Source organism: Photobacterium kagoshimensis (assembly GCF_050337045.1).
Classification (GTDB): Bacteria; Pseudomonadota; Gammaproteobacteria; order Enterobacterales; family Vibrionaceae; genus Photobacterium; species Photobacterium kagoshimensis.
In genome coordinates, this window is the sequence record NZ_JAKJSO010000010.1 from 103,451 (window position 1) to 115,491 (window position 12,041).

Here is a 12,041-nt window from a genome sequence, read left to right on the forward strand (position 1 = left end):
CGAAGCACAGAATTACCCTTTACGTACGATGCGATAAAAAGTCGCAGTCAAAAAGAAAATAGCAGAAACAATAATAATCGCCGCACCCGATGGAACTGGCAGTTTAAGCTCCATCGGAAGAATGGTTCCGACTAAGCAGCTAATGGTTGCTAACACTGCTGATAACACCACAAAGCTACCCATATTTTTAGTGAGTAATCGCGCGGTTGCACCAGGAATAAGCAATAATGCCCCCACAAGTACAGCACCAATGATTTTTACTGAAGCAATAGTCACTAAGGTGATCATCATGACAAACAGGTAATCATAAAAGTTAGTCGCATAACCGCGTACGCGGGCAATATCGGGGCTAATACAGGTGAGTAAAATCCGATTAAACGTAGGGATCAACACCAGCACAATCAGCAAGCAGCTACCTGCCAATAACAGTAGATCACTGTCAGTTACTGTTAGGATCGAGCCAAATAGCACATTTTCGAGTAAGTGAACGTTAATCTTACGCGCAACATACATCAGTAAAGCCGCACCTACCGCCAATGCTAAGGCCAGAAACACACCCACTAAAGTGTCATAAGGCACATTGGTTCGATTACGTACAAAATGCAGCAGGAGCGCAAAAATCATACAAAAACTAAACAGACCAATAATTGGGTTATCTGGCGGCTCGCCAAGTAAAACCCCAAGAGCAATGCCGGTTAATGCAGCATGACCTACAGCTTCAGAAAAGAAAGCCAAGCGCTTAGCAATAACCAAAGTACCTAAGCCACCGAGTAAAGGACCAACCATCAAGGCGGCCACAACGGCATTTACAACAAAGGCGTAGGAAAAGCTCTCGCTAAGCCACCCTGCATCCACACCCAAGAGTGCCCACTGACGAACAAAATCCATCATGCGACCTCCTTCTTGTTTTCGGCGTCGACTGAAGATACCGCTGGTGCTGCGGTGTAATGATTAAACAAGCGTTCAATTTTTTCAGGCACCAACACTTCAGCAACACTGCCGTTATCGATAACACTGCGGTTAACCACATGCACATGGCCATCTAAACGGCGTACAGCAGTTACATCATGGTGAACCGCCAAGATAGTTCGGTTATCGGCCACTAATTCATGGATCAAAGACTCTAAATAACGAACCCCCTGCTCATCCATACCTGTGGTCGGCTCATCTAACACTAATAGCTGAGGATCATCGAGCAGCGCCTGAGCAAACAATACACGTTGCTGCTCACCACCCGATAACTGGCCCATACGACGATCAGCACGGTTTGCCATACCAACACGTTCAAGTTGAGTCAGCGCACGCGCTTTGTTCTTGGCATTTTGACGCCAAAACAGTGGGCTGCTGCTTTGATTTAACAGAATGAAATCCATTACTGTCAGTGGCAGACTGCCTTCAAACATGGCTTTTTGGGGTACGTAACCTAATTTGCCCTTGCTTTGCTCCCATTGAATGTCAATTTCACCCGAAAAAGGTGTTAACCCCAAAATTGAGCGCAACAGCGATGTTTTACCACCACCATTAGGCCCCATAACAATGTGGCACTGACCAGCAGAAAAACGGTGGTTAATGTCTTGCAAGATGACGTTTTCACCGTACGTCAGCCCAACATTTCTTAATTCAATTGAAGGTCCCACAGTTAGCTACCTTTCTTTTCAGCTGCGAATTTCATCGCTTCAACCAAGGTATTTAAGTTCTCTCGCGTTTCAACTTCCACTTTTTCCGCTTCATACGGGCCGTGCGTCATATGAGAGAAACGGTATAGCTGAACACCCGTTGCTTTCTCAATTGTGTCTACATAACGGTTCGGCATATTTAGCTCGTAAAACAGCACATCAATCCCTGATTTACGGATTTTCTCGATCGTTTCTTGCAGCTGACTCGCACTAGGTTCTACGCCGTGTGCAGGTTCAATCACAGTTGCGACATCGACACCAAACTCTTGTAGCAAATAGCCGTACGCGTTGTGTGTAGTGGCTACCGTCATACCGGCCGTATCAAGATCGCCCAGCGTCATCATGGCGTTATGTTTCATTTTACGGAATGTTGTTGCGTATTTACGCGCATTAGCACGGTAATAACGTGCATTTTCTGGGTCGATTTTCGCCATCTCATTGGCGATGGTGTAAACCTTTTGAATCGTGGTTGAAAGCCCAACAAAGGTATGTGGATTCACCGCCCCATCACCAACAGACTGGCCCATAGCTGGCAGTAAAGGCACGTCTTTGTTCGCTTCAATCACAATAAGATCGCTGCGGTTAGCCGCCTGGATCACTTTCATTGCAAAATCATCGTGACCAATGCCATTGACAACGATCACGTCCATTTCGCGTAAACGGCGTAGGTCATTCGGTTGTGGCTGATAGTTATGTGGGTTAAACCCGGCATCAACCAAAGGCAAAATTTCAGCTTTATCACCTACAACCGCTTTTACATAGCTGTAGTACGGTTGCAGCGTAATACCGATATTGAGTTTGTCGGCAGCATGAGAAAAAGAGCTAAAAGCAAAAAGAAGAAATAGCGAAGCCACTTTACATAAAAGTGCTTTGGAGAAAACAGATTGAGCTGAAATTACGGGTGATAGTATTTTTATCATTGTGTTACCACTGACAGTATGGGTATCGATGTATTAAGCAAAAAGACAGTTTAATGTCCGTGAGAGGTAGCATTCGCTTGCTCAAAAGCAATTTGAATCCAGCCTGCATCAATCAAGGCGTTATCAGACATCACAGTTTCTGAGGCTAGAAGCTCTGTTGCGTTGTTATTGAGATCTAACCAAATTTCAGGTGTTTCATGTGCTGCAACCAGAACCAAGGACTTGGCGCCACCAGATGCTTGTGCCATACCTTGGTATGTCGCTGGTGCAATCAATGTCCACTGATGCTTGCCTTGGAAATCCCAGCTTTTGTCTTCGATAAAAGGAGGCAGCCACATTTCCCGCAGTTCATCAATATCAGCCCATTGGCTTAATGAACTCTTGGTCAGTTCCGTTTCTAGTACATTCGCCTGCTGTTCAGATGCGTTTAACTCGCGTGCATCAAAGTACAAGTTTCTGACTTCTTCATGCGCTAAACGTAAATCAGCGATGAGTCCTAATGACGCTTGCTCTATATCGGTGAGCGCAATTTGGTGAGACGGTAACGTGGCAGTACCTGCTTGTTGCTGGTGATAAGGAAGTAATACCGCCGAGATCATCAAGATCAGCAAAATGGATAAGGCAACCCACTTCCCTTCTCGGCCACCGTTATCGGAGCGCACAGTTTGGGTGATCATTTCTCTTTGATCTCGACAACGTCAACTTCAACTGGATTTTCGTGGCCAGCATCAAACACAATGTAAAAATCCGTATCTGGCTTAGCAAAACTCACTTTAGATGCTTTATCTGTTGTTTCTTTTGCAATCAAATTGTCATCGTAATCGTAAAGATTGATATCGTAATCAATGGCTGTACTGCCATCACTGTAACCCGCCTCACAGACAACTTGATCAGATGCGAACCAGCAGCTCATTAGTGGAAAATGCGCCTGCGCAGACGTAGAGAAAAGCGCTGCTGATGAGAATAAGAAAAGCGCGATTTGCTTTTGCATAACAACCTCGAAAAAGAGTAAAAAGCCTACCGAGGCAGGCTTATTATGAAAACTAAGAATAATTACTGAAGAACAGCTTCAAACGTTAGGTGAACATTCACGCCAGCTTTGTCTGCTAACGGGTGGTTTTTAAGGTCACCACTGTAATGTGCACGCATTAGGTAACGGCCAGCATGTTCAGGAACAAAACGGATGTAACCGTCTTTGTCACTTTCCACTTCGATTTGTTCTTGGTGGTTACGGTAAAGGCTACCTTCACGTGTGATGTCGGCTGTGACACCTTTTTGAGGCTCACCATTGAAGAACATTTGGAATGTCACTTCTTCGCCCTCAACAATATCTGCTGGGTGTGTAATTGGTTTTAGCTCAAGCAGTTTGCCTTCGATTTCCAATGCTTTTTGTGTTGGCTTACCCACTGTGATGTAAGACTCTGCACGGGTAAAGCTGATCTTAGTAATAACATCACGTGATTTCTCAGGGAGTAACATATCGCGTTCAGCTTTCGATGCTTTTACCCATTTCACTGTGTCACGACGACCCGCTTTGTATTCAGTCCAGTATGATGGCTGGTTATTAACCGCGACTTTGTGCGTGCCTTCTTCTGAAAAGTGGAAATCAAAAATAGAACGGCGCTTGCCACGAATCACAAAGTTTGGACGCTCAAAGCGGCCGTCAGGCATTAATACTTGCGCTGACTCACTGCCCGCAGGCTTATCAAACACAAAGGTGCCGTGTGAAGCGGTTACATCAAATGTTAACCAGTCACCGCCTTCTTTTGATACGGTGAAGTGAGAAGGCAAAATCCAGCGAGGGTGTGCATTTGCAGACGCTGAAACCGCTAAGCCAGTCAATAGTGTGCACGCAAGCGCGGCTGCTTTCATTTTGTTATTTTTGATCATGATTGTTCTCTTAAGTCCTATTTAATTTTGTAGGTCAGCGCGACGTTGCCAATTTCCACTGCTGGCTTAATATCAATTTTGAAAGGTTTATCCGCTAAATTCAGTTTCTGGCGAATAACACTACGACCACCGTGCTCACGAACAGATTCGGCATAGAAGGTGTACTCACCTTGCTCAACACGCTGACCTGAATCATCGAGTCCATCCCACGTAAATCGGTATTCACCAACTGTACGAGTCGCAGACGTTACTGCATCAACCAATTCGCGATCGTAACGGCCCACTTTGCGCCACCAAGTGCGCAAATCTTTTAACCACTCATCCTTACCAACCCATAGTTCAATGGTGCGTACCGGTTTACGGTTAGCATCTTCAATCCAAATAGCGACGTAAGGGCGCGCATATGGCGACGCCTTGATGTAAGGTATTTCAAATTCCACATCCATTTGGGCATTTGTAGGTAGTGGCGCTGCGTGTGCCATTAAGGGCGCTGATAATGCAGCGACAAATGCGCTAGACTTCAACACGGTTTTTAATGCCAAATTCATCAGATAATCCTTGATATATGAAGCAATTAACTCAGTAGAGATAACGTGGAGTATTACGATTGCAGAGTGGAATAGGCCAACAAAACGCCCATTAAGGCACTGCAACAAAAAAGATAATTAGGGTAACGGCGGTACCTAACGTCATCCATTGCATGGATGTTTTAAGTGTTTTCTTTTTAGGAATGAGTAAACACACGCCCGTTAAAACAAAAAACACCATCAATAACGCGGTAATATCAATGAACCAGCGCCACACTTCCCCACTGTTACGACCTTTGTGTAAATCGTTCAGTACAGCAACTAGGCCATAATGAGTCTTCTCAATGACCGCTTCTTGGGTTGTCATGTCGATGAAAACCGCTGAGTTAAAGCCTGGGCCTTTAAAATCCACTGCGATTTCGCCTTCAATCAATTCACCATCTTCGATATCACGGTAAACGTTAAAGCCTGAAGGCTGACCTGAAACCTGTGCTTCTTTAGTTAAGTAAGCCAGTAAACGCGCTTCATCGGGGCTGTACTGCCCTTTATCTGAGTGCAATAACGCGTCAGGGATGGCTAACGTAATCTCAGTAATATTTGGCTGACTTTTCACGAATAAATGCGGGCGATTAAGCGTGATGCCTGTAATGGCAAAAAACAGCACGACAAGTAGTAAGGCCATGGAAATGTAGATATGCAGTCGACGTGACCATAGCTGCACTGTTTTATTCTTAAGCATGTATTACGTTTCAGTGGTGAATCAGAATGAAGCGTATTTTAAGTGATAATAATTTTCATTGTGATTCAATTTACAAAGTTTACATTAGGCGTAAAAAAGCCGCTAGGCAGCGGCTTATGGGAAATGAGGCGAAGAAGATAGCTTAATGTTAGAATTCAGACATCAGTTGTTTATACTTCATATCATCTTCATACATTTGGTGAAATATTTGATATTTCGTGTCGTAAAAACGCTTAATTCTATCTGTTTGAGGTGTCACTGCGCGCCCGATGCGGCTCATTGCATTCATCGCATTAGGAATATCGGAATAAAAACCAGACGCTACTGAGCCTAACATGGCAGATCCTAATAACACGGCTTCACTTTCTTCAGGCAGTACCATCACACAACCAGTCGCATTCGCATGCTCTTGAATGAAAATCGTGTTTTTCGTACCACCGCCGCAACCCATGATGGTATCAATCTCATACCCTGCTTGGTTCATCACCTCAATGATATGTCGCGTACCCAAGGCTATCGCTTGAATCGTCGCTAAGTATGCCAGTGCCATATCATCGACGGTTTTCGACATTTTTAACCCTGTCATAGTACCTGTCAGATTTGGATTGGCGCGTGGTGAGCGGTTACCATGAAAATACGGCAACACATGAATATCTTTGGTCAGAAACGCAATGTCTTCCTTGGTGCCAGCTAATTTCAGTAAGTGATCATTCAATAACTGGTAAACCGTTGTTCCCTCTTCTACCGCTTGTGCTTTCATAGGCTCATAAAGAGGATGGGAAGTGATCACATGATCAATTAAGGCCCCTGTGGCTGACTGTCCACCTTCGTTTAGCCAATGTTCAGGGATCATAGCGCCGTAATAAGCCCCCCAAACACCATCAATAAAACGTGCTGTTTTGGATGCAGCCATATGACACGATGATGTGCCACCAATCAATGCTAAGCGCTTATTAAAGTCAGCCGTTTCGCCCGCCATACCTGCCGCACCTAACACGCCAATACCACCAGCATGGGCATCGATAATCGAGGTACCAACAGGCGTACCGCGCATTAAGCCTAAATCATTAGCAGCATGCGCCGTCAGGCCTTCCCCAACAGGTGCGCCCATTGGCTTAATCACATTACCAATGGCTTTTGCATCATCCGCCAATAAATCTTCTAACCCAATACGCTCGAAAAAGTGTGCATCCCACTTATTCTCGTGACCCAGGTATGTCCATTTACATACGGTGGAGCACAGCGAGCGACTATCATCAAACGTTGCTTTCCAAGTTAGGAAATCAGGCAAGTCGAAAAAGTACTTCGCTTGAGACCAAGTATTTGGCATGTTTTGCTTTAACCACAGCAACTTAGGCGTTTGCATTTCAGGCGAAATTCGATTGCCAACATAAGCCAATACTGGGTGCTCAGTGGCGTTAATCCGTTCAGCCTGTGCAATCGCGCGGTGATCCATCCACATAATGATATTTTGTTCACTGCGGCCTGTCGGGCTTACCGTCAATGGCAAGCCTTTTTTGTCTAACACGACCAGTGAACAGGTTGCATCAAAGCCAATACCTTTAACTTGAACTGGGTCGATATTCGCTTTAGAGACAGCATCTTTTACTGCCATACACACACTTTGCCAGATGTTCTCTGACGATTGTTCGACAAAATCCGCCCGTGGTTTAAACATTTGGGTATCACGCTTAGCTTCACCGACTTTTCGACCAGAGGCATCGAAAACACCCGCTCTAGCGCTACCACTACCAACATCAACGCCAATAAAATAAATACTCATCTTGCTCTCTCCACTAAGCTTTACGTTTCTGTAGGGTAATGAATAGAATTAAAATGCCACCCCAAAGAGCCATCGTTAGATAGCTGCTCACACCAAGTAAGTTCAACCCGCTTTCTAACGTTTGTAATACAATCAATGCCAAGCCGATACCTATGATTCGACCAAAACCACCATCTGGATTAATCCCGCCAAGTACCGAGGCTAAAATGGCGATTAACAGATAAGACTCACCATAGCCTGCTTTGGCAGAGTTGAATTTCGCCATCATAATAAGGGCTGCAACCCAGCAAAGAATCGATGAAATGGCATAGACATAGAGCACTGCCTTTTGGGTGTTAATGCCAGAGAAACGCGTTGCTTTCTCGTTTGATCCCATCAAGTAAATAGTGCGGCCTAGGCTGGTATGCTCAAGTAAACCCCACAAGCCAATTGCGAAAAAGACAAAGAGGAACAATGGCATCGGAATGCCCAGTATCGAGCCATTGCCGATCACCAATAATGCATCAGGGAAGCCTGACATTACACTACCACCAGAAATCAATACATTCAGGCCATTGATCAGTGTCATCATGCCAAGGGTTGCTAGTATGGGTGAAACCCCGACATAAGCAATCAAAGCACCATTGAGTAAGCCAACAACAATCGCAGTCACCAAACCAGCGACCAAAGCCAATAGCAGTACCATGCCATTATCGGGTGCCATGGTGATAATGCTTGCCATTACTAAGCTGCAGGCATTGGTCGTGGCAATGATAGAAAGATTAATCCCCCCCGTTAACATACACACGGCCATAGCAAGCGCTAACATCCCTAGCAATGGCATTTGCGATGACATCGATTGTAGATTGGCAATCGAGAAGAAAGTATCACCACTTGCCACTGCCATAATGGCAATAATACTCACGAGGATAACTAACAAATAACGGATGTTTCTGTCCGTCGGTAGCTTTAATGCGTTCAATACCTGATCCATTATGCCCCCTGCAATGCTTGTTTCTTTTCATTCAGCGCAGTCATACTGATGCTGAATACAATGATGAGACCGGTAACAACCGCATGCCAATAAGAAGGCACGCCGAGTAAAGTGAGGCCATTCTTCATAATTGCCAGTAACGCCACCCCCAGCACCACGCCCATCAGTGTTCCTTTACCGCCTGTCATGCTTGTTCCGCCTAATACCACGGCTGCAAGTACGGTAAGCTCAAAACCCATTAATGAGTTTGGCGCCACGGATTGCGTGATTTGGGTTTGAACCACAGAAGCAATACCCGCAAGTGCGCCCATGTAGCCATACACAAACAAGTTAATACCGAATAAGTTCACACCAATACGACTTGCTGCATCCGCATTACCACCCATCGCATAGATTTGACGGCCAAGGCGTGTTTTAGACATTAAGAATGACGTAAATAAAACCACGGCAACCAGGGTGATGATCGGCAACGAGAGCCCATAGTCGTAACCATCACTACCCACAAAGGTGAACCACTCTACCCCATCCATAAACCAATCAGGGAAGCCGTATAACCAAGCGCCATTGCTAAAGTAAATCAACAAACCAAAGAATAAGTTCAGCGTTGAAATCGTGATGATAATCGCTGGTACTTTGAGCTTATACACCAGCACAGCATTAATCAGACCTAGCAACATACCGACAGCTGCTGCTATCAGAAAAGCAATAAAGAAATTGCCCCCCACAGATAACACATAGGTCGCCATCACGTACTGCGCAATCGCGGCAGTCGCAGGGAATGAAATATCAATCCCACCCGCAATAAGCACCACAAACAGCCCACATGCCATGATGCCTAAAATGGCTGAACTTACCGACATATCAAAGATATTGCCTAGAGTAAGAAAATCTTCTGAGCTAACGGCTAATCCAACAACCATTAACGCAATCAGCGCGGCTAGATAAAACTCGTGGCGCTTGATTAAAGCAGCCCAATTTAAGTGGATACGATCACGCATTGACGGCCTCCATGATCTCTTTTTCTGACGATGTCGTTGGGTGGAAATCATGGGAGAAGCGCCCATCTTTCATCACAATGACACGATGACTGTTGTAAAACACCTCGGGGATTTCATCACTCACCATAATGATGGCCATGCCTTTTAGTGCGAGATCTTTGGCTATTTGGTAAATACTTTCTTTATTGGCAATATCAACGCCGACAGTGGGTGAATCGAGAATTAACACCTCAGGCTCTGCAGCAATCCACTTCGCAATAGAAATACGCTGCGCATTACCACCCGACAAGCTAGTCACGGGTAACATAGGATCGGCCACTTTGATCGATAATGAAGAAATGAGTTTTTTAACTAAATGAGTCGCCTTAACATGGTCGAGGAAACCATTTTGCTTTCTTAATCGAGGTAACACTGTCGCCGTTGTGTTGTCTTGGATCGATTGTTCCATGACTAACCCCGTGCTCATTCGGTCTTCAGACACGTAGCCAATACCGTGATCAATCGCATCTCTATTCGAACTAAACGTGACCTGTTTACCATTTACTTTTATTTGGCCGCTATCGGGTTTGGTCATGCCAAATAACGCTAAACATAATTCTGTACGACCAGAGCCAAGTAAACCCGTTATCGACACTATCTCACCAGCACGCACTTGCAGGTTAATGTCATCAAACTGACCTTTTTTAGTCAGATTATTCACCTCTAGCTTCACGTCACCTTGCTGGGTGTACTCCCCCAACGGCGAAAATTCGAAACGCTGTCCTGTCATCAGAAAAGCCAGTTCGTCACTGTTCATCTCTTCTGCTGGATAAGTGCCTATGGTTTTACCGTCACGAATAACCGTTATACGATCAGAAATTTCCATCACCTCATCGAGCTTGTGGCTAACAAACACTACAGTGATGCCTTTTGACTTAAGATCAGCAACAACGCTAATTAAGTTATTCACTTCAGTACGGGTTAACGATGCCGTTGGCTCATCCATGATCACCAGCTTGGCGTCTGAAGCCATGGCGCGACAAATAGCAACCAACTGACATTCTGCAATCGACAGTTGCTCTACACGCTTGGTTAACGGTAACGAGACACCCACTTTATCCATCGCGGTTTGGGCAATTGTGTTTAGACGAGATTGCTTAACCAAACCTTTGGTCCAAGCCATATGGTCTTGTACTGCAATATTTTCAGCGACAGTCAGGTTGGGAAATAAAGATAAGTCTTGGTAAATAACTTGGATGCCGTGTTCAATGGATTGTTGCGGATTTAGCTGAGAATAGCTTTTACCATCAAGGATAATCTCTGCCCCTTTTTCAGGTGCATGAACCCCTGAGATAACTTTAAATAACGTGCTTTTTCCGCAACCGTTTTTGCCTGCAAGACAATGCACTTCACCTTTATTAAAGGTTAAGTTGATGCCATCAAGGGCCTTAACGGAACCAAAGTGTTTGGATACACGCTTTAAGGTAATGAATGCTTCGTTTGACATGATGGATTTCCAGCTAAAGGGCAGCATTGCACTGCCCTTGTATAAGGTTTACAGAAAGATCGGTTAGAAGCCTAGCTCACGTGCGTTTGACTTATCTACTTCCAAGATTTTGTTAAACTTGATCACGCGTTTTTCTTTATCGATTTCTGCCACACCAAGATTGTCGACAGTCACACCGTCAGCCACTTTCTTACCGTCCAGCATCTGCTTAGCAACAGCAACCATGGCATAGCCCGCATCAGCTGGGTTCCATAAGAAGCCTTTATCAATTTCACCGCGCATCAAATACGGTGCAGCCTGACTTGGCATCATGATACCGACAGTGGTCATTTTATTCTTAGCACGTTTCTTCTTAATCGCTTCGCCCGCACCAATGGCGCCTAGTGAACCGTAAGAAACGATACCCGCCATATCTGGGTGTGCTTTCATTAAGTCATTAGTCGCCGCGTATGACGCATCAATGCTTTCTGCAACAGGCATGCGGCTAGTGACTTCATACATCTCTGGGTAAGCCATTTTTTGGTAATCAATCGCTAAGTTCGCCCAGTTGTTATGTAGCGGTACAGTTAACGAGCCCACGTACACGGCGTATCCGCCTTTCTTGCCCATATTTTTAGCAAGCTCATCCATGGTTGCTTTGGCATAGGCTTGATTATCTATGGTTTCAATGTCCCAGTCTGCACTGTGGCCATCTGGTGATTCGTGAGTCAGTACGATGATCCCTTTTTCACGCGCTTTCTTAAATACAGGCTCTAAAACTGTCACATCGTTAGGTACAACTGTGATTGCATCTACCCCTTTAGCAATCAGATCTTCAATGATCTTAACCTGCTGAGCAGGATCTGGGGTTGATGGGCCAAGTTGACGCGCATTCACGCCAAAATCAACAGCTGCTTGATCGATACCTTTGTTCATTTGGTTGAACCATGGGATACCAGACACCTTCACGACGTTCACAATTTCATAGTCTTTTGCCTGAACGCCTGCCGTAGCTAAAGCAAGTGTAAGGGCTGCAACATTGAACAAAACCTTTTTCATCGTTATCAATC

General features: G+C 45.0%; 13 protein-coding genes. All 13 read right to left on the reverse strand.

Annotation, left to right across the window (positions count from 1 at the left end):
* Positions 1 to 12: 12 nt before the first annotated feature.
* Positions 13 to 888 carry a metal ABC transporter permease gene (locus L4C35_RS06135; RefSeq protein ID WP_428462334.1) on the reverse strand — a complete coding sequence of 292 codons (876 nt, stop codon included), beginning with the start codon at positions 886 to 888 and terminating at the stop codon, positions 13 to 15.
* Positions 888 to 1,637: a metal ABC transporter ATP-binding protein gene (locus tag L4C35_RS06140; RefSeq protein WP_048898961.1), complete on the reverse strand. Its 750-nt coding sequence runs from the start codon at positions 1,635 to 1,637 to the stop codon at positions 888 to 890. Before L4C35_RS06140 ends, L4C35_RS06135 begins: the two co-directional genes overlap by 1 nt.
* A gap of 2 nt (positions 1,638 to 1,639) precedes the next feature.
* On the reverse strand, positions 1,640 to 2,596 hold the full coding sequence (locus tag L4C35_RS06145; protein ID WP_428462049.1) for a metal ABC transporter solute-binding protein, Zn/Mn family: 957 nt from the start codon (positions 2,594 to 2,596) through the stop codon (positions 1,640 to 1,642).
* A 50-nt stretch (positions 2,597 to 2,646) separates the two neighbouring features.
* Positions 2,647 to 3,273, reverse strand: coding sequence for a DUF6162 family protein (locus tag L4C35_RS06150; protein WP_428462050.1), 627 nt, complete (start codon positions 3,271 to 3,273; stop codon positions 2,647 to 2,649).
* Complete coding sequence (locus L4C35_RS06155; RefSeq protein WP_048898958.1) at positions 3,270 to 3,587, reverse strand: hypothetical protein; 318 nt, start codon at positions 3,585 to 3,587, stop codon at positions 3,270 to 3,272. The genes L4C35_RS06150 and L4C35_RS06155 overlap by 4 nt, the downstream gene beginning before the upstream one ends.
* 62 nt (positions 3,588 to 3,649) lie before the next feature.
* Complete coding sequence (locus tag L4C35_RS06160) at positions 3,650 to 4,486, reverse strand: DUF4198 domain-containing protein (protein ID WP_428462051.1); 837 nt, start codon at positions 4,484 to 4,486, stop codon at positions 3,650 to 3,652.
* 17 nt (positions 4,487 to 4,503) lie between these two features.
* On the reverse strand, positions 4,504 to 5,034 hold the full coding sequence (locus tag L4C35_RS06165) for a DUF2271 domain-containing protein (protein ID WP_428462052.1): 531 nt from the start codon (positions 5,032 to 5,034) through the stop codon (positions 4,504 to 4,506).
* A 91-nt stretch (positions 5,035 to 5,125) separates the two neighbouring features.
* The gene (locus tag L4C35_RS06170; RefSeq protein ID WP_428462053.1) at positions 5,126 to 5,752 is read right to left on the reverse strand and encodes a PepSY-associated TM helix domain-containing protein; all 627 of its coding nucleotides are present in this window, start codon (positions 5,750 to 5,752) and stop codon (positions 5,126 to 5,128) included.
* Between the two features lie 148 nt (positions 5,753 to 5,900).
* The gene (locus L4C35_RS06175) at positions 5,901 to 7,535 is read right to left on the reverse strand and encodes an FGGY-family carbohydrate kinase (protein ID WP_428462054.1); all 1,635 of its coding nucleotides are present in this window, start codon (positions 7,533 to 7,535) and stop codon (positions 5,901 to 5,903) included.
* Between the two features lie 13 nt (positions 7,536 to 7,548).
* Positions 7,549 to 8,508, reverse strand: a complete 960-nt coding sequence (locus L4C35_RS06180; protein WP_428462055.1) for an ABC transporter permease — start codon at positions 8,506 to 8,508, stop codon at positions 7,549 to 7,551.
* Positions 8,508 to 9,506, reverse strand: a complete 999-nt coding sequence (locus tag L4C35_RS06185; RefSeq protein ID WP_428462056.1) for an ABC transporter permease — start codon at positions 9,504 to 9,506, stop codon at positions 8,508 to 8,510. Before L4C35_RS06185 ends, L4C35_RS06180 begins: the two co-directional genes overlap by 1 nt.
* A complete protein-coding gene (locus L4C35_RS06190; protein ID WP_428462057.1) occupies positions 9,499 to 10,992 on the reverse strand; it encodes a sugar ABC transporter ATP-binding protein in 1,494 nt (497 codons plus the stop codon). Before L4C35_RS06190 ends, L4C35_RS06185 begins: the two co-directional genes overlap by 8 nt.
* Before the next feature lie 63 nt (positions 10,993 to 11,055).
* Positions 11,056 to 12,030: an autoinducer 2 ABC transporter substrate-binding protein gene (locus tag L4C35_RS06195; RefSeq protein WP_428462058.1), complete on the reverse strand. Its 975-nt coding sequence runs from the start codon at positions 12,028 to 12,030 to the stop codon at positions 11,056 to 11,058.
* Positions 12,031 to 12,041: the final 11 nt, after the last annotated feature.

What these genes read in the sequence shown, in the direction of transcription:
- L4C35_RS06170 (WP_428462053.1), bottom strand. Translation starts at nt 5,752, where the DNA reads ATGCTTAAGAATAAAACAGTGCAGCTATGGTCACGTCGACTGCATATC.
- L4C35_RS06185 (WP_428462056.1), bottom strand. Translation starts at nt 9,506, where the DNA reads ATGCGTGATCGTATCCACTTAAATTGGGCTGCTTTAATCAAGCGCCAC.
- L4C35_RS06195 (WP_428462058.1), bottom strand. Translation starts at nt 12,030, where the DNA reads ATGAAAAAGGTTTTGTTCAATGTTGCAGCCCTTACACTTGCTTTAGCT.
- L4C35_RS06175 (WP_428462054.1), bottom strand. Translation starts at nt 7,535, where the DNA reads ATGAGTATTTATTTTATTGGCGTTGATGTTGGTAGTGGTAGCGCTAGA.
- L4C35_RS06155 (WP_048898958.1), bottom strand. Translation starts at nt 3,587, where the DNA reads ATGCAAAAGCAAATCGCGCTTTTCTTATTCTCATCAGCAGCGCTTTTC.
- L4C35_RS06150 (WP_428462050.1), bottom strand. Translation starts at nt 3,273, where the DNA reads ATGATCACCCAAACTGTGCGCTCCGATAACGGTGGCCGAGAAGGGAAG.
- L4C35_RS06165 (WP_428462052.1), bottom strand. Translation starts at nt 5,034, where the DNA reads ATGAATTTGGCATTAAAAACCGTGTTGAAGTCTAGCGCATTTGTCGCT.
- L4C35_RS06180 (WP_428462055.1), bottom strand. Translation starts at nt 8,508, where the DNA reads ATGGATCAGGTATTGAACGCATTAAAGCTACCGACGGACAGAAACATC.
- L4C35_RS06190 (WP_428462057.1), bottom strand. Translation starts at nt 10,992, where the DNA reads ATGTCAAACGAAGCATTCATTACCTTAAAGCGTGTATCCAAACACTTT.
- L4C35_RS06135 (WP_428462334.1), bottom strand. Translation starts at nt 888, where the DNA reads ATGGATTTTGTTCGTCAGTGGGCACTCTTGGGTGTGGATGCAGGGTGG.
- L4C35_RS06145 (WP_428462049.1), bottom strand. Translation starts at nt 2,596, where the DNA reads ATGATAAAAATACTATCACCCGTAATTTCAGCTCAATCTGTTTTCTCC.
- L4C35_RS06160 (WP_428462051.1), bottom strand. Translation starts at nt 4,486, where the DNA reads ATGATCAAAAATAACAAAATGAAAGCAGCCGCGCTTGCGTGCACACTA.